The following is a 15,903-nucleotide window of genomic DNA, read 5'->3' on the forward strand; positions in this document are numbered from 1 at the left end:
AATATTTACAAGGGGGTGCGCAGCCGAAATGAGGATTGCAATTGCGGGGGGAACGGGATTTGTCGGTAAAGCTTTAGTCAGGGATTTGGTGCAAAAAGGTCATGAGGTAATTGTCTTAACCAGAAAGCCTTCTAACGGAAAGGGAAAATTCCGCTATGTCCAGTGGCTCACGGAACATTCTAATCCCGCTTCGCAACTAGAAGGGACCGATATTTTTATTAATCTGGCTGGCGAATCGATTAATAGCGGGCGCTGGACTAAGAAAACGAAGAAAAGAATTTTGGACAGCAGACTAGCAGCAGTCAGAGAACTTTTAAGCATCATGACTAAAATGAAGCGGAAACCTCGAGCCTTCATTAATGCCAGCGCGATTGGCTTTTATGGAACATCGCAGGATAAAACATTTACAGAAAAGGATCTAGGCTCTGGGAAGGATTTTTTATCAAAAACAGTTATCGAGTGGGAACAGGAAGCGGCTAAAGCCGATGAACATGGAGTGAGGACTGTCTTTTGCCGGTTTGGGATCATTTTGGACAAACGTGAGGGTGCGCTTTCGAAAATGATTTTTCCCTACCAAGCCTTTATCGGCGGGCCTATGGGCTCTGGAAAGCAATGGATGTCGTGGATTCATATTGAAGATGTGGTAAAAGGCATTGAATTTGCAATGGAAAACCCGAATATCAATGGTCCGGTGAATTTTACTGCCCCTGCTCCAGTGACGATGAACGAGTTTGGCATGTCATTAGCTGAGGTGCTGCGACGGCCGCATTGGCTTCCTGTTCCAGGTTTTGCGCTTCGGATGTTGTTAGGTGAGATGAGCACATTGGTTATCGAAGGACAAAGAGTGTTGCCAAATGAATTGTTAAAACATGGCTACGATTTTAAATATACCGAATTAAAAATTGCACTAAAAAATATATTTTCTTAAAAAAACGGTATCATTCCTTTTTTAAAAGGCAAAAATGGAAACGTGTACATGATGTACCATTTTTACCTGCTTAAAATAAATTTGGAAGGAATGAATCATGATGTCTGAAAACAAAAAGCGCAATAAGGATCGTGAACGTACAAATTTAACAAGCATGCAGGAAGTGACTTATGGCCATGAATTTAAAATGGCAGACCGCGCTGGCGGCTATTTAAATCGGAAGGGCAGATAATAAGATCTAAATAATTTTTTCCATTAATGGACCCCTTTTATTTGGTAAAGCTATTAAGGGGAGCTTCTTACGGCTCCACCAGCAACCAACTGAAAGGGGTTTTTTTCATGGGCCGTGCACACGGACATAAGACTCGTGATAAAAATAAAGCTTCACTTCCACAGGTGCCAAAAAACATGAAATCCGACGGGCATGATGTAGAATTCTCTAAAGAAATGGCTGACGGAGCGGATATGGAGGCCCAAGCACGGGCGAATGCCGCCAATCAGCGCGTAAGCAATCGTAAAAAATAATGCTGATTACGGCGCTAATTTGTCTATTACTTAGAAAAAGGCGGCGGAATGCCAAGGCATTAGTGAAATAAATTCAAGGCTTTCCAACCGGCGGGACCGCCGGATGGAGCAAACTTTTGCAAAAAAAAGAAGAAGCAGGATTCCTGCTTCTTTTATAATGAAAAAAGGGGGAAATCATATGAATCATGAGTTCTAAAGAGAGGTATCCGTTATTAAAACGGCTAGAACTCGGCACTGCTGTAATTCCCATAGATCAAGTTGGCTTACCACTCTTGTCTATAGTTTTACTATACTCCGAGGACCCCTTTTAAACAACGGATTTCACAGTTTCTTAACATATTTATGGTGGAAATTTGACTAGATTGTGAACTAACCAATGTGGTTATGTTATAAACCCGAAGTTACTTAAACCACCACTGCTTCTTTCTGTTCGACTTCCCCGAGAATCGCAAAATAGCGAATATCCTCCAGCTGCTCTAAATCGGATTTGGCTGCCTTGATGACCTTGATTCCGTTTCCGACTTCATCAATGATTGTCGCAGCAGGCAGCATGTCATGAATCCCTTGAACTAACCACAATTCCTGTTTCTTTTCCTCATTATGCTCACAATGTGCTGCAGTGGTTTGCGCGTACTTTTTCCTCGCGGAACGGTTTTGGTAGACGTAAACCAAATCTTCAATAACGGCACTAGCCGTTGGAAACATTCCGGCGCCTGGTCCTTGCAGGGTAATCCGACCGACAATGTCGGAGTACACATTGACCGCATTTTCAACCCCTTCGACATGATAAAAGGGATGCTCATTGCCAACGAGTACCGGTTTCACGGAAGCCTTGATTTGTCCCGCTTCCTTCGACAGACTGGCAACATGTTTAAAGCGTAGGTCCAGTTTTGTGGCCGCTTCAATCAATTCGCTCGTAATGCCAGTGATGCCCACACGTTCTACCGTATGCCAATCTGGCTCTTCCCCAAAGGCAATTCGGCTGAGAATCATCGTTTTATAAAAGGCATCATATCCCTCAACGTCATTAGTTGGATCCGCTTCCGCATAACCGTTTTTCTGGGCAAGCGCCAGGCTCTCGGCAAAGGACTGCTGCTTTTCCCGCATTTCGGTCAGGATAAAATTCGACGTCCCATTAAGGATTCCTTGAATTTGTTGGACACGGTTAATTTTTAACAATTGCCTTAAGGTTTGTATGACTGGAATGCCCCCTGCCACCGTAGCTTCAAAGCCGATAGAAACGTTGTTTTTCTCAGCCAACTCCTGAAGTTCGCTTCCATGGTGGGCAAACATTTCTTTATTGGCGGTAATGATGTGGCTGCCGCGCTCGATTGCCTGCTTTAAGTAGGTAAAAGTCGGCTCTTTGTCAACGATTGCTTCAATCACAATATCAAGCTGCGGCAATTGCAGGATTTCCTCGAAGTCTGTGGTGAGTAATACGTCCGGCGCAATATCCCTTTTCTTCTGTTTATTTCTGATCAGAACGGCAGCCACTTCCACCTTTTTCCCCAAAACAGCAGCCAACTCGTCCCCGTGGGAAATAATCGTCCGATATGCCCCTTCTCCCACCGTACCAAAACCGAGAATAGCCACCTTTAACACTGCCATCTCATTCCCTCCTTTTTTGTAAAAAATAAAAACCCCCTTCGATAAGAAGAGGGCGTTATAGTCCTCCTCTTATCTGTCAGGTTAAAGATAACCTGCAGGAATTAGCACCTTTTCAAGGAATACCTTGAAGGTTGCCGGGCTTCATCGGGCCTAGTCCCTCCGCCTCTCTGGATAAGAGTTTTATATTTTTAAATTTTCATTCATTTTGTAAGTTATAAAAAAAATATTAGCTGAATCTTCCAATAAAGTCAATAGTTAAAGTGGTAATAATGGAATAGATTCCTGCTGGCTTAGTTTTTCGACCATATCCAGCCATTCCTTTGGTTTGTTTGACAGCACAGAGTAATACGTCGTCAGGAAGTCTTTGACAAGAGTTGCCGGGAGTTTGTCAACCTCTTCATTTGTCGGCATAAAGCAAAGGTCGAGACCTGAGACGGCTTCCCCGTTGTTTTCCCATGAAGGATGGACATAGTTCAGGTCCAGACGCTTATAGCCCAGGTGTGACAGCACTTCACGGCGAACATACGGATCCATCACCTTGACGCCGCCAAACTGATGGTGCTCTACCCGGTATGGATCATAAATTTCGGCAAACATGCCGAATAATACTTTGCCACTTTCTTTTGCCAACTCCTGCAGGTCCTTCAGGCGGTTTTGCGCCAAGAAACGGCCAAGGCTCAAGCCCGGTTTGCTGATGATCGTAAAATCGGTCATCGCAATGTTCCAGTCGGGATAATAGCGGTACTCGGTTGCGCCGACCACTTCGTCTTTGTTGACAGCAACAAATACGCGGATCGATGGGTCCTCGAGCGGCTCCTTCCACAGGTCATATTCCAAAACTTCTTCCGGCGGGAAAATTTGTCCCATTAGGTCGTGAAGTTTTTTAAAGTTTGGGTCATTGATACTCGTAATACGTTTGTAATCCATTGGTTTTCGGGCCTCCTTATTTGTTTGCCTATTGTTAACGCGCTATTTGAACGGATTTTTCCATTCCATTAGTGCAGCATAGTTCCGGGATTCTTCATCCTCAAGGTAGTTTTCGGCAATTCCCATTGGCACGCGGCCGCAGCGCAGCAAAAAGCTGATCACTGGGTCCTTTAGCTGGCCATTGATGATGGCAGACAAATATTCGTTCGCTGTCATTTTTTCCGCAAACTTGTGATAGCCGGGCATCCGCCCGCCGCCAAGCAGACGGTCATAGCCTTTTTCAATGACAACATGGTACATGGCCTGCATCATCAGCTTGCCGAGCCCAAGCTTGCGATATTTGGGCTTTACGCTTATATCGACAATGTACAGTGTATTGCCGTCAGGATTATGGTTGCGGATATAACCGTGGTCAGTGATTTCCTCCCAGTTATGATTGGGGTGACTCGGGTCAAAATCAACGACAAGTCCAGTGAGCGATCCGGCAAGTTCACCATTGATTTCAACGCATAAGGCCCCATCTGGAAAATAGGTAACATGGTTGGTCAATTGCTCTTTATTCCACCACAGTTCTGATGGAAACGGCGGCGGAAAGCATTCCGCCTGGATTTCAATGAGTTGGTCAAAATCTTCCTTCGTGTAATTACGGATACAAATTGGCAGCGGCCGGTCTTGGTCGTAAACGTAAAATTCACTTCGGTACATTGAGCTCCCCCCTATTTCCAATCCGTATATAAATCCGTTCTGCGGTCACGCCAGGTGGTGACAGCGCCGCGCTCTCTTACTTCATATAGAAGTTCGAGGTCGAGGTCAGCGGTGATAACCATGTCGTCGTTGATTTCCCCTTGGACTTGAATGCCCAGCGGTGGGAACGGGATGTCATTTGGTGTAATAACAACAGCCTGGCCGAAATTGGCCCGCATGAAGTCAACCGTTGGCAGAGCTCCAACAGTTCCGGTGAGAACCACATATACCTGATTTTCGATGGCCCGGGCATGACTGGTATAGCGAACGCGGTGGAAGCCGTGACGGTCATCGGTGCAGGAAGGACAGAAAATCACGTCCGCGCCTTTAGCCTTCGCCATCCGGACAATCTCAGGAAATTCGATATCATAACAGGTAAGCAGGGCGATTTTTCCCTTTTCGGTTTCAAAAATTTGAAACGAGTCGCCAGGCGCCATATTCCACTCTTTGACTTCGGTTGGGGTAATATGAAGCTTGGCCTGCTCGCCGATTCTGCCGTCCGGGTAGAAAAGGTGCGCGGTATTATACAGTTTGCCGTCTTTTTCAATGACATGCGTTCCGGCGATAATATGCATGTTCGTTTCTTTGGCGAATGTGGTGAACAGCTTTTTGTACTGCTCTGTAAAACATGGCAGATCATCGATGGTCAGGCTTTGCCCCTGGCCGTTGCCGATGGACAGCAGCTGGGTGGTGAAGAACTCCGGAAACAGGACAAATTCCGCTCCGAACTCCTCTGCTGTTTTTATATAATGCTCACATTGGGCGGCGAATTCCTCGAAGGTTTTAATGGTATGAAGATGGTACTGGACTGCAGATACTCTAAGTTTCATTTTAGGCCTCCTTAATGGGTGTTTTGTTTGATTCTAATGGAAATTATCTACTATTTAGGGAGAGAATACAAATGAAAAACCTTTTAATAAGTGGTAAGAGGGAAAAGACCAGATTCAAAAAGTTTCTATTCACAAATCTTATATTTCCTCACCAGTCTAGTTTTGATTTCTCTTATTTATTTTAGCTAGTCATTTTCTTCCACGGCATATCCTCTAATTCATTTGGCAAAGCAACCACTCCCTCCGCGGGTGATATTATTTCAAATTGCTTTGTCAAATCAGTATATTACCTATGTATACTTTTTAAAAGTACGCACTTTTTTTACATATAGTCACATTTGGATAACATAGTATAAAAAATGACACTATAATATAAAAAGCCTTGAGCTGCAATTATTGCTGCTCAAGGCTTTTTCATTAAATATGGGTTGTCTCTATTTATAAAAAGTAATAAAAAGCACGGTTAAAACTGGCTAAACGATGGCAGGTTATGATTAGCATGTCTCTACTTAGTAGTTGATTGATGCTCAGGTTCTTTTTCCAATACATTCTCAATATATGTTTTGCCCCATTCATACATAGCATCTAAAATCGGGATCAGTTTTCTTCCATAATCAGTCAATGAATATTCCACTTTTGGTGGAACAACAGGGTAAACTTCTCGATGCACAATTAAATGTTCTTCCAGTTCACGTAATTGATTAACAAGCATTCTTTGAGTAATACCTGGAATGAGGGCCTTTAATTCACCAAAACGTTTCGTCCCTTCCTTGCCAAGATGCCATAATATCAACATTTTCCACTTGCCGCCAATTACTGCAAGCGTTAATTCTTTTTCACAGTTAAACATTTTCTCTCCTAAATTTGGCATTTGCTTCACCCCCCCTTTATTTTGTCCAATAGTATACTTTTTAGCACTATATGCGATTAAAGTGCGTACTTTTAATTTTATAACCTAATGATTATACTAAACGACGTGCTAATGAGCAAATGAATCATCAAAAAGAAACATCTCAAGAAAGCCGCTTAGCACAACATTTGAAACTATTTTATAAGGAGCGAATATAAATGAAATTACAATTAGCATTAGACCTTGTCGATATTCCCGGAGCAATTGAATTAGTAAAAGAGGTAGAAGAATATATTGATGTTGTAGAAATTGGTACACCCGTGGTAATCAATGAAGGTCTTAAAGCAGTTAAAGAGGTAAAAGCTGCTTTTCCTAATTTAACCGTGTTAGCAGACTTAAAAATTATGGATGCCGCTGGATATGAAGTAAGCCAAGCATCTGAGGCAGGTGCTGACATTATTACAATTCTTGGAACAGCAGAAGATGAGTCCATTAGAGGCGCAGTGGAAGAAGCGAAAAAACAAGGAAAAGAAATCCTTGTGGATATGATTGCAGTAAAAGACATTGCAGGCCGTGCTAAAGAATTGGATGAACTTGGTGCTGACTATATCTGTGTACACACAGGTTACGACTTACAAGCTGTGGGTAAAAATTCCTTTGAAGATCTACACACAATTAAGAGCGTTGTAAAAAATGCAAAAACTGCGATTGCAGGTGGAATCAAATTAGAAACTCTTCCTGAGGTCATTAAACAACAACCAGATCTAGTAATCGTAGGTGGCGGGATTACGAATAAGGAAGATAAGAAAGCGACAGCACAAGAAATGCAAAAATTAATGAAACAAGGGTAATTCAACAATGAAGACTACTGAATATCTAGGACAAGTTGTCAAAGAATTAAGTCAAACGGTAGACTTAATCTCTGATGATCAAGCAGAGAAATTAGTCCATCAGATTTTAGAATCCAAGAAAATCTTTGTGGCTGGAGCTGGTAGATCTGGATTTATGGGGAAATCTTTTGTGATGCGAATGATGCACATGGGGATTGATGCCTATGTAGTTGGTGAAACCGTAACAGCTAACTTAGAAAAAGACGATCTATTAATCATTGGGTCAGGTTCAGGAGAAACCAAAACATTGGTTGCCATTGCTGAAAAAGCAAAAAGCTTGGGAGGTACAGTTGCAGCTATAACCATTTCACCTGAATCAACCATTGGAAAATTAGCGGATATCATCGTTAAATTACCGGGGGTAACGAAAGACCAGTCTCAAGGTGATTACAAGACCATTCAACCAATGGGATCTCTATTTGAGCAAACGATGTTGTTATTTTATGATTCCGTCATCTTGCGTTTTATGGAGAAAAAAGGCTTAGATTCTAATAAAATGTATGGGAAACATGCAAATCTTGAATAGAGTATATTACACATATTAAGCAATGACGTTTAAACATAATCCAGCATTATAAGGATCATAATGAAAAGGGTATTTTCACCTTGATACAGCAATAATGCCTGCTGTATCAAGGGTTATTCAAAATAAATACGTTTTATTGCCCCAGTTTCTCCTCAGCCAACTTAATCTGCGCAAGGACCTGCTCCGGTGAAGTCCCGCCAAAGCTGTTCCGAACCGCTACGACATGCTCCGGCGCCAATACCTCGTAAATGTCCTCCCCGAACAGCCCACTAAATTCCTTATACTCATCCATGCTCAAATCCAACAAAAACTTGCCGGACTGGATGGCGTATAAAACAATTTTTCCAATCACTTCATGTGCCTCACGGAATGGAAGGCCTTTGGTGACCAGGTAATCGGCAATATCGGTCGCATTAGAGAAATCATTGTTGATCGCTTTGCGCATGACATCCTTCCGAACGGTCATACTTTCGATCATCGGTGCCAGCAGCTTCAATGACCCTTCCAGCGTTTCCACCGTGTCAAACATGCCTTCCTTGTCTTCCTGGAGATCCTTGTTATACGCAAGCGGTAACCCTTTTAACACCGTCAACAGGCCTACTAAGTTGCCATATACACGGCCGGTTTTCCCGCGAAGCAGCTCCGGCACATCCGGGTTCTTTTTCTGCGGCATGATGCTTGAGCCGGTACAGAACGAATCATCGAGTTCGATAAACTGGAATTCCTGGCTTGACCAAATCACGAATTCCTCCGACAATCGGGAAATATGGGTCATGATAATCGAGCCAATCGAGAGAAACTCAAGGATAAAATCACGGTCACTGACGGCATCCATACTATTCGGATAGACGGTTTCAAAGCCCAACTGCTCGGCGACCAGCTCGCGTTTAATCGGGAAAGTTGTCCCAGCCAAAGCCCCAGAACCAAGCGGCAGCCAATTCACCCGTTTCAATGAATCCAGCAATCTCTCTTTATCGCGCTGAAACATCCAGAAATAGGCCATTAAATGGTGGGCGAACGATACCGGCTGGGCGCGTTGCAGGTGGGTGTAGCCAGGAATCAGTGTCTCCACATGCTCCTTCGCCTGGCCGACGATTGCCTTCTGGACATCCTCAACCAATTTAATCAGCTCAGTTGTTTTTGTCCGCAAATAGAGATGCATGTCGGTGGCAACCTGGTCGTTCCGACTGCGTCCGGTATGGAGCTTGCCCCCAACTGGCCCAATCTCTTCAATTAGTTGTCTCTCGATATTCATATGAATATCCTCGTCTTCGACCAAAAACTCCACTTCGCCGCGGTCGACTTTTTCCTTAATCGTCAGCAAGCCGGCTTTAATTTTTCCGGCATCTTCCAATGGGATGATGCCGCATTCGCCAAGCATTTGGACATGAGCAAGGCTCCCGGCGATATCCTCTTTAGCCAGCTTTTGGTCAAAGGATATCGATGCTGTGAACTCCTCAACCAGCTTGTTAGTTTCCTTTGTAAAACGTCCGCCCCATAACTTTGACATAGAGAAATCCTCCTAAAAATGGGAGCCCCCGAAATCAGTTTCGAGGGCGCTCCGCTCTATTTCCTACTTATTTAAAACTGACGCTTTATTATTTACCTCAGTATAAACCTTTGTTGGCAGCCCCCAAAGCTTGATGAAACCAACCGCCGCATTATGATCAAAGGCATCGCCTTTTGTATAAGTAGCCAGTTCCTCATTGTAGAGGCTGTGCGGGGATTTACGGCCGACAACGGTATGATTGCCTTTATGAAGCTTAACGCGAATGGTGCCTGACACCACTTTTTGTGTTTCTTCAATGAACGCATCAAGCGCTGCTTTTAATGGTGAATACCAAAGTCCGTCATAAATAATTTTTGCCATTTTCTGGTCAATCTGGGTTTTGAATTCGGTAACCTCACGCGGCAATGTTAAAAACTCTAATTCCTTATGGGCATTGATTAAAATTACCGCTGCAGGATTCTCGTAAACTTCGCGTGATTTGATTCCTACTAATCTATTTTCGATATGGTCGATCCGACCGACACCGTGTTTTCCGCCAAGTGTATTCAACGTTTCAATTAATTGAACAAGTGGTAATTTTTCGCCATTAAGGGCAACTGGAACTCCCTGTTCGAAGTCAATTTCCACATACTCCGCGGCATCCGGAGTTAATTCGATTGGATTCGTCCAGTCGTAAGCCGCTTCAGGCGCTTCGGCCCATGGATTCTCTAGAACTCCCGCCTCGCAGGCACGTCCCCAAATGTTTGCGTCAATGGAGAACGGATTATCCAAATCTACTGGAATTGGAATCCCATTTTTTTCGGCATATGCGATTTCCTCGTCACGGGTCATGCCCCATTCACGGACCGGTGCCACGACTTTTAAGCTCGGATTTAATGCTTGAACGGAAACCTCAAAACGAACTTGGTCGTTTCCTTTGCCGGTACAACCATGGGCTACAGCGGCAGCGCCCTCTTGTTCCGCAACCTCAACCAATAATTTTGAAATTAATGGTCTTGATAATGCCGAAGATATTGGGTATTTTCCTTCATATAAACAATTAGCTTTTAAGGCTGGTAAAATATACTCTTTAGCAAGCATTTCTTTGGCGTCCACCATGATCGCCTTGATGGCACCGACGTTCAATGCCTTATTTTTGATCGCTTCCAAGTCTTTGCCTTCGCCGACATCCAGCCCTAACGCGATTACGTCATAACCATATTTCTCCTGAATCCATTTCACCGAAACGGATGTATCTAAACCGCCTGAATAGGCTAACACGATTTTTTCCTTTGCCATTGTAACGCTCCTTACCATCTTGAATTCGTATTATTATTCAATTATAGGTATTATTATACATGTTTTTTCAAAAAAATCTACTATTAAGCTAGTAATAATTTTAAAATTGCTTTTTGGGCATGCAGGCGGTTTTCGGCTTCATCAAAAACAACCGAATGCGGGCCATCAATAATTTCTGCGGATACCTCTTCGCCGCGATGCGCCGGGAGACAATGCAAGAAGATGAAATCCTCTTTTGCATGCTTGCATAAGTCTTCATTTACCTGGTAGCCTTGGAATGCCTTCAAGCGCTTTTCCGTTTCCGCTTCCTGCCCCATCGAAGTCCATACATCGGTGACGATGACATCTGCCCCTGCAACAGCCTTCAATGGATCATTCGTAATCATGACGGTGCTGCCCGTTTGTTTGCCAACGTTGATGGCGTTTTCCACTACCGCCCCATTTGGCAAATACCCAGGCGGCGAGGCTACGCTAATATCCATTCCAACCTTGACAGCCCCTTCAAGTAAGGAATGGGGCATGTTGTTATTACCATCACCGATATAAGCTAGTTTCAGCCCCGATAATTTACCTTTATGCTCCAGAATCGTTAACAAGTCGGCCATTACCTGTGTCGGGTGCTGCAGGTCGGTCAATCCATTGATAACCGGCACGGATGCATGCTCCGCCAATTCTTCCACCGAGTCGTGACCGAATGTGCGGATCATAATCCCATCTACATAACGGGACAGCACCTTTGCTGTATCGGAAATGCTTTCGCCGCGGCCCAATTGAATATCTTTGGAGCTTAAGAAAATCGCATGACCGCCGAGCTGGAGCATGCCAACCTCAAATGAGACCCTGGTACGGGTGGATGATTTTTCAAAAATCATCCCCAATACCTTGCCATTCAAATATGGCTGCGGTTTACCCTGCTTTTGCAATCCCTTCAGTTCCTGGGCAACATCGAGCATATATAAAATTTCTTCACTGGTAAAATCAGAAAGCTGTAAAAAGTCTTTTCCTTGTAAATTTATTTTAGTAGCCTCGAGCATGGACAATCCCTCTCTTTTCCAATTGGTAGAACTCGCTGACGGTCATAACTTCAAAATCTGACCCATCCGGCAGCCCAATCATCGCTTTTACGGTATCGAGGTGGGTAAACACCGGCACCTTGTAGCGGACGGCGTGCTCGCGGATTTGGAAGCCAAATTTCTGCTTGTTACGGCCTTGATTCGGAATATTGATAACCGCTTTTACCTTGTTATTTTTGAAAAACTTTAGTACATCGCCTTCGTCCTTGACCATTTTTTCAACTGCGATGCCATGGTTTTGCAGATATTCTGCAGTCCCTTCGGTAGCGGCAAGCTTATTTGTTTTGAGCAGTTCTTCGATAATCGGAAGGCTTCCCGGTTTTTCGCGATCAGATATGGAACATAAGATATAATTTCCTTCCCCAAGCGAAGGCATCGCTTTTTCAAAAGCTTCTTGATAGCTTTTGCCAAGGCCGAGCGCTTCTCCGGTCGATTTCATTTCCGGCCCGAGCACGTGGTCCACTCCTTTAAGCTTACTGGAGGAGAAAACTGGCGCTTTGACGGAAAAATAACTCGGTTCTGGCTGAAGTCCTGGAGCATAACCAGACAGCGAATCTCCCATCTGGACACCGACGGCCAGTTCAATCATTGGAATTCCGGTCACTTTGCTGATAATTGGCACTGTTCGTGACGAGCGTGGGTTCACTTCAAGGACATAAACTGTATCTTCGTGGATGACGAATTGAATGTTCATCATTCCGACGATTTGGGCTGCTTTGGCAATCCTGTCTGCGTAATCTATTAATGTTTCTTTCATTTTTTCGGTAATTGTAATCGGCGGGAACAGCGAAATGCTGTCACCGGAGTGGACGCCCGCTTTTTCAATATGTTCAAAGATGCCCGGTACGACAATCTGCTTTCCATTGCTGATGACATCAATCTCGCATTCCAACCCTGGAACATATTTATCTACCAATAACGGCCACATTTTCTCGTGTGACTCAAGCTGTTTGATATACCCCGTTAATTCGTCTTCTGAAAAAATTGTAAACATAGCCTGGCCGCCGATTACATAGGATGGCCGGACAAGAACGGGATAACTGAGTTCCGCAGCACCAGCGAACAGTTCATCTGGAGTTTGAGCGGTTTTTCCTTCAATATGTGGAATTTCCAGTTCCTCAAGCAACTGATAAAATTCTTTGCGATCCTCCAAGCGGTCAACATCCTTGACCGAGGTGCCCAAAATTTTAATCCCCTCGGCTTCTAAATCGTGGGCAAGGTTAATTGCCGTTTGCCCGCCAAATTGAATCAGGACTCCTTCAACCTGTTCTTTTTCGATTACATGAAGAACATCCTCGGCCGCGAGCGGTTCGAAGTATAGGCTGTCAGCAACGGAGTAATCAGTGCTCACGGTTTCAGGGTTATTGTTGATGACAACCGCGGCGTAGCCTTTTTTCTTAAGGGCTTTCGCGGCATGCACGGAACAGTAATCGAACTCAATCCCTTGACCGATGCGGATTGGACCGCTGCCAATGACCAAGATCTTCTTCTTGTCGGCAGGCTCCACTTCGTCAAAACCGTGCCAAGTAGAATAGTAGTATGGTGTAACGGCATCAAATTCGGCTGAGCATGTGTCGACCATTTTATAGCCTGGCTTCCAGTTTAGTTCCTTCCACTTGCTTCTGATTTGTGGTTCAGGAATATTAAAAATTTGCGATAATAGTTTGTCGGCAATGTTATGACGTTTAGCCAGCTTAAGTAGCTCTAGCGGGACATTGCTCCATTTGTAAGTTGCCAGTTCAGTTTCTAAAGCGACAATTGAGTTGATTTTGTGTAAAAACCACGGGTCGATCTGGGTCAATTGCTGGACTTTTTCAAGGGTGCAGCCTCTTTTAAAAGCTTCGGCAATCACGAACAGCCGTTGATCATTGGCTGTTTCGAGGAGTGGTTCCAGGTCTGTTTCTTTTAAATATCCGGCTCGGCACAGACCGTACACATTCATTTCCATCGAGCGAATCGCTTTATTTAGCGCCCCTTCGAAGGTTCGGTCAATGGCCATGACTTCGCCGGTCGCTTTCATTTGCGTTCCTAGCGTTCTATCCGCTTCGGGGAACTTGTCAAACGGGAAGCGCGGCAGCTTGACGACAATATAATCAATCGCCGGCTCAAACGAGGCAAAGGTATTGCCTGTTATTGGATTCACAATTTCATCCAAGTGGTAGCCAATCGCGCACTTCGCCGCCATCCTTGCTATCGGATAACCGGTGGCTTTTGAGGCGAGCGCCGATGAGCGGCTGACCCTTGGATTGACTTCAATGATGTAATATTGGTTGGATTCGGGATGGAGCGCGAACTGAATATTGCAGCCTCCGATAATCTCCAACTCACGAATTACCTTTATCGAAACGTCACGGAGCATTTGATACTGGACATCTGTCAGTGTTTGCGACGGGGCGACAACAATGGAATCGCCGGTATGAACGCCGACTGGGTCCATGTTCTCCATATTGCAAACGATGATGCACGTATCATTGGCATCGCGCATGACCTCATATTCAATTTCCTTCCAGCCTTTGATGCTTTTCTCGACTAATACCTGGTGAATCGGGCTGGCTGCCAGACCTTTTTTCAAAACGACTTCCAGGTCCTCTTCGTTATAGGCAAAGCCGCCGCCGTCTCCCCCAAGCGTATAGGCTGGGCGGATGATAACCGGGTAGCCGATTTCCCCGACGAACTGAAGCCCCTCCTCATAGCTGTGAATGATCGCGGATTCCGGAATCGGTTCGCCGATTTGCAGCATCAAATTCCGGAAACGTTCACGGTCCTCGCCGTTTTTTATTGACTCCACGGAAGTTCCGAGCAGTTCGACCTTGTATTTTTCAAGAATCCTTTGTTCAAAAAGCTGAACGGCGAGGTTCAAGCCGGTTTGGCCGCCAAGCGTGCCGATAACCCCATCCGGCTTTTCTTTTTGGATGATTTTTTCAATACTTTCAACGGTTAGCGGTTCGATATATACCTTATCGGCAACAGCCTCATCAGTCATGATTGTTGCCGGGTTATTGTTGATCAGGACTACTTCAAGTCCTTCTTCCTTCAGGGCGATGCACGCCTGTGTGCCGGCATAGTCGAATTCTGCCGCCTGCCCGATGACAATCGGGCCTGAGCCAATCACAAGCACTTTTTTCAGTTTTTTATTTAACGGCATAACGTGTCTCTCCCAATGATGCAATCTGTGTAACGAATTCTGTTAAAATATGTGCGGTATCACTTGGCCCCGGATGGGCTTCCGGATGGAATTGCACGGTTTGAATCGGAAACGTTTTATGCTGCAACCCTTCGATCGACTTGTCGTTCACATTCCGGTAAGTGACGTCAAACACCTTACCGTCGATGCTGTTATCAACGACCACATAGCCGTGGTTCTGAGCAGTGATTTTCACTTTTCCGGTTGTCAGTTCCTTCACTGGATGGTTTCCGCCGCGATGGCCGTAGGCGAGCTTTTCGGTTTTGGCGCCATAGGCAAGGGCGATTAATTGGTGCCCTAGACAAATTCCGAGTGTAGGATACTCCTGGCTGATCTTTTTAATTTCCGGGAACCATTTCTTTAGGGACATCGGGTCGCCAGGGCCGTTGCTGATCAAGACACCATCCGGATTCAGGGCTTTTATTTTATCAAAAGACGTATTGTAAGGAACGACGCTGACGGAGCAGCCTTCAGCAAGCAAGGCGTTCAGGATTGACTTTTTGAAACCAAAATCCATCATTACCACATGCGGCCCGCTGTTTTTGAAAAATTGCGTCTTCTTCGTTGATACTTGGTCCACCCAGAGTGGAGTTTTCTCTGTTGTTGGAAAGCTTGCGTCTGACGTTTTGCTTAAAAACCCTTTCACCGTTCCCCGGCTCCGGATGGTTTTTACAAGCTGTCTTGTGTCAACTCCAGCAATCCCCGGAACGCCTGCCTGCTTTAGTTTTTCGGAAAATTTCTGGAATGACTGATAATGGCTCGGCGTTTCGCATAGGTCGCCAATCACGACACCTGCAAGGGCAGGTGAAATGCTTTCATCGTCCAGGGCGTTGATGCCGTAGTTTCCGATGATTGGATAGCAAAACGTGATGATTTGACCGGCATAGGATGGGTCGGTAATGATTTCCTGATAGCCGGTCATACTTGTATTAAAAACAACTTCGCCGAGAGAGTCCTTTTCAGCCCCAATCAGTACACCTTCAAAAACTTCTCCCGTTTCCAAAGTAAGATATCCTTGTTCCAACTAACC

General features: G+C 44.8%; 15 protein-coding genes and 1 riboswitch. Of the genes, 5 read left to right on the forward strand and 10 right to left on the reverse strand.

The features are described 5' to 3' along the window. Positions 1-28: 28 nt before the first annotated feature. The 3 genes from M3234_RS07700 (at position 29) to M3234_RS07710 (ending at position 1,453) form a co-directional block, all read left to right on the forward strand. Positions 29-928: a TIGR01777 family oxidoreductase gene (locus tag M3234_RS07700; RefSeq protein WP_262304159.1), complete on the forward strand. Its 900-nt coding sequence runs from the start codon at positions 29-31 to the stop codon at positions 926-928. A 97-nt stretch (positions 929-1,025) separates the two neighbouring features. Further along, positions 1,026-1,160 (forward strand): YfhE family protein, encoded by a 135-nt coding sequence (locus M3234_RS07705; protein ID WP_396953933.1) that lies wholly within the window; start codon positions 1,026-1,028, stop codon positions 1,158-1,160. Positions 1,161-1,267: 107 nt separating this feature from the next. After that, positions 1,268-1,453, forward strand: coding sequence for a YfhD family protein (locus tag M3234_RS07710; protein ID WP_262304160.1), 186 nt, complete (start codon positions 1,268-1,270; stop codon positions 1,451-1,453). A 405-nt stretch (positions 1,454-1,858) separates the two neighbouring features. On the opposite strand, the gene M3234_RS07715 is transcribed toward M3234_RS07710, so the two are convergent. The 5 genes from M3234_RS07715 to M3234_RS07735 all read right to left on the reverse strand — a co-directional run bounded on the left by M3234_RS07715 (position 1,859) and on the right by M3234_RS07735 (position 6,433). Further along, complete coding sequence (locus M3234_RS07715; protein ID WP_262304161.1) at positions 1,859-3,061, reverse strand: homoserine dehydrogenase; 1,203 nt, start codon at positions 3,059-3,061, stop codon at positions 1,859-1,861. Positions 3,062-3,127: 66 nt separating this feature from the next. Next, a riboswitch (SAM riboswitch) is annotated at positions 3,128-3,239 on the reverse strand. Positions 3,240-3,316: 77 nt separating this feature from the next. Then, positions 3,317-3,988 (reverse strand): GNAT family N-acetyltransferase, encoded by a 672-nt coding sequence (locus M3234_RS07720; protein WP_262304162.1) that lies wholly within the window; start codon positions 3,986-3,988, stop codon positions 3,317-3,319. Positions 3,989-4,030: 42 nt separating this feature from the next. Continuing rightward, entirely contained in the window at positions 4,031-4,693 is a 663-nt protein-coding gene (locus tag M3234_RS07725) for a GNAT family N-acetyltransferase (protein WP_262304163.1), read from the reverse strand. A gap of 11 nt (positions 4,694-4,704) precedes the next feature. After that, positions 4,705-5,562, reverse strand: a complete 858-nt coding sequence (locus M3234_RS07730; RefSeq protein ID WP_262304164.1) for a carbon-nitrogen hydrolase family protein — start codon at positions 5,560-5,562, stop codon at positions 4,705-4,707. Between the two features lie 505 nt (positions 5,563-6,067). Next, a complete protein-coding gene (locus tag M3234_RS07735) occupies positions 6,068-6,433 on the reverse strand; it encodes a winged helix-turn-helix transcriptional regulator (RefSeq protein WP_262304165.1) in 366 nt (121 codons plus the stop codon). Between the two features lie 197 nt (positions 6,434-6,630). On the opposite strand from M3234_RS07735, the gene hxlA reads away from it, so the two are divergent. Next, entirely contained in the window at positions 6,631-7,263 is a 633-nt protein-coding gene (hxlA, locus tag M3234_RS07740) for a 3-hexulose-6-phosphate synthase (RefSeq protein ID WP_262304166.1), read from the forward strand. A 7-nt stretch (positions 7,264-7,270) separates the two neighbouring features. Next, positions 7,271-7,828, forward strand: a complete 558-nt coding sequence (gene hxlB, locus M3234_RS07745) for a 6-phospho-3-hexuloisomerase (protein WP_262304167.1) — start codon at positions 7,271-7,273, stop codon at positions 7,826-7,828. 133 nt (positions 7,829-7,961) lie between these two features. On the opposite strand, the gene argH is transcribed toward hxlB, so the two are convergent. The 5 genes from argH to M3234_RS07770 form a co-directional block, all read right to left on the reverse strand. Beyond that, the gene (gene argH / locus M3234_RS07750; protein WP_262304168.1) at positions 7,962-9,338 is read right to left on the reverse strand and encodes an argininosuccinate lyase; all 1,377 of its coding nucleotides are present in this window, start codon (positions 9,336-9,338) and stop codon (positions 7,962-7,964) included. 63 nt (positions 9,339-9,401) lie between these two features. Next, positions 9,402-10,616: an argininosuccinate synthase gene (locus tag M3234_RS07755; RefSeq protein WP_262304169.1), complete on the reverse strand. Its 1,215-nt coding sequence runs from the start codon at positions 10,614-10,616 to the stop codon at positions 9,402-9,404. An 83-nt stretch (positions 10,617-10,699) separates the two neighbouring features. Next, positions 10,700-11,650, reverse strand: a complete 951-nt coding sequence (gene argF, locus M3234_RS07760) for an ornithine carbamoyltransferase (protein WP_262304170.1) — start codon at positions 11,648-11,650, stop codon at positions 10,700-10,702. Continuing rightward, positions 11,634-14,834: a carbamoyl-phosphate synthase (glutamine-hydrolyzing) large subunit gene (carB, locus tag M3234_RS07765; protein WP_262304171.1), complete on the reverse strand. Its 3,201-nt coding sequence runs from the start codon at positions 14,832-14,834 to the stop codon at positions 11,634-11,636. The genes argF and carB overlap by 17 nt, the downstream gene beginning before the upstream one ends. Then, the gene (locus M3234_RS07770) at positions 14,821-15,897 is read right to left on the reverse strand and encodes a carbamoyl phosphate synthase small subunit (protein WP_262304172.1); all 1,077 of its coding nucleotides are present in this window, start codon (positions 15,895-15,897) and stop codon (positions 14,821-14,823) included. The genes carB and M3234_RS07770 overlap by 14 nt, the downstream gene beginning before the upstream one ends. Positions 15,898-15,903: the final 6 nt, after the last annotated feature.

The sequence above is a fragment of the Neobacillus niacini genome, from assembly GCF_023715785.1.
GTDB lineage: Bacteria > Bacillota > Bacilli > Bacillales > Cytobacillaceae > Neobacillus > Neobacillus niacini_E.

What these genes read in the sequence shown, in the direction of transcription:
- M3234_RS07715 (WP_262304161.1), bottom strand. Translation starts at nt 3,061, where the DNA reads ATGGCAGTGTTAAAGGTGGCTATTCTCGGTTTTGGTACGGTGGGAGAA.
- argF (WP_262304170.1), bottom strand. Translation starts at nt 11,650, where the DNA reads ATGCTCGAGGCTACTAAAATAAATTTACAAGGAAAAGACTTTTTACAG.
- hxlB (WP_262304167.1), top strand. Translation starts at nt 7,271, where the DNA reads ATGAAGACTACTGAATATCTAGGACAAGTTGTCAAAGAATTAAGTCAA.
- M3234_RS07705 (WP_396953933.1), top strand. Translation starts at nt 1,026, where the DNA reads ATGATGTCTGAAAACAAAAAGCGCAATAAGGATCGTGAACGTACAAAT.
- M3234_RS07730 (WP_262304164.1), bottom strand. Translation starts at nt 5,562, where the DNA reads ATGAAACTTAGAGTATCTGCAGTCCAGTACCATCTTCATACCATTAAA.
- M3234_RS07735 (WP_262304165.1), bottom strand. Translation starts at nt 6,433, where the DNA reads ATGCCAAATTTAGGAGAGAAAATGTTTAACTGTGAAAAAGAATTAACG.
- M3234_RS07710 (WP_262304160.1), top strand. Translation starts at nt 1,268, where the DNA reads ATGGGCCGTGCACACGGACATAAGACTCGTGATAAAAATAAAGCTTCA.
- hxlA (WP_262304166.1), top strand. Translation starts at nt 6,631, where the DNA reads ATGAAATTACAATTAGCATTAGACCTTGTCGATATTCCCGGAGCAATT.
- argH (WP_262304168.1), bottom strand. Translation starts at nt 9,338, where the DNA reads ATGTCAAAGTTATGGGGCGGACGTTTTACAAAGGAAACTAACAAGCTG.
- carB (WP_262304171.1), bottom strand. Translation starts at nt 14,834, where the DNA reads ATGCCGTTAAATAAAAAACTGAAAAAAGTGCTTGTGATTGGCTCAGGC.
- M3234_RS07725 (WP_262304163.1), bottom strand. Translation starts at nt 4,693, where the DNA reads ATGTACCGAAGTGAATTTTACGTTTACGACCAAGACCGGCCGCTGCCA.
- M3234_RS07700 (WP_262304159.1), top strand. Translation starts at nt 29, where the DNA reads ATGAGGATTGCAATTGCGGGGGGAACGGGATTTGTCGGTAAAGCTTTA.
- M3234_RS07720 (WP_262304162.1), bottom strand. Translation starts at nt 3,988, where the DNA reads ATGGATTACAAACGTATTACGAGTATCAATGACCCAAACTTTAAAAAA.
- M3234_RS07755 (WP_262304169.1), bottom strand. Translation starts at nt 10,616, where the DNA reads ATGGCAAAGGAAAAAATCGTGTTAGCCTATTCAGGCGGTTTAGATACA.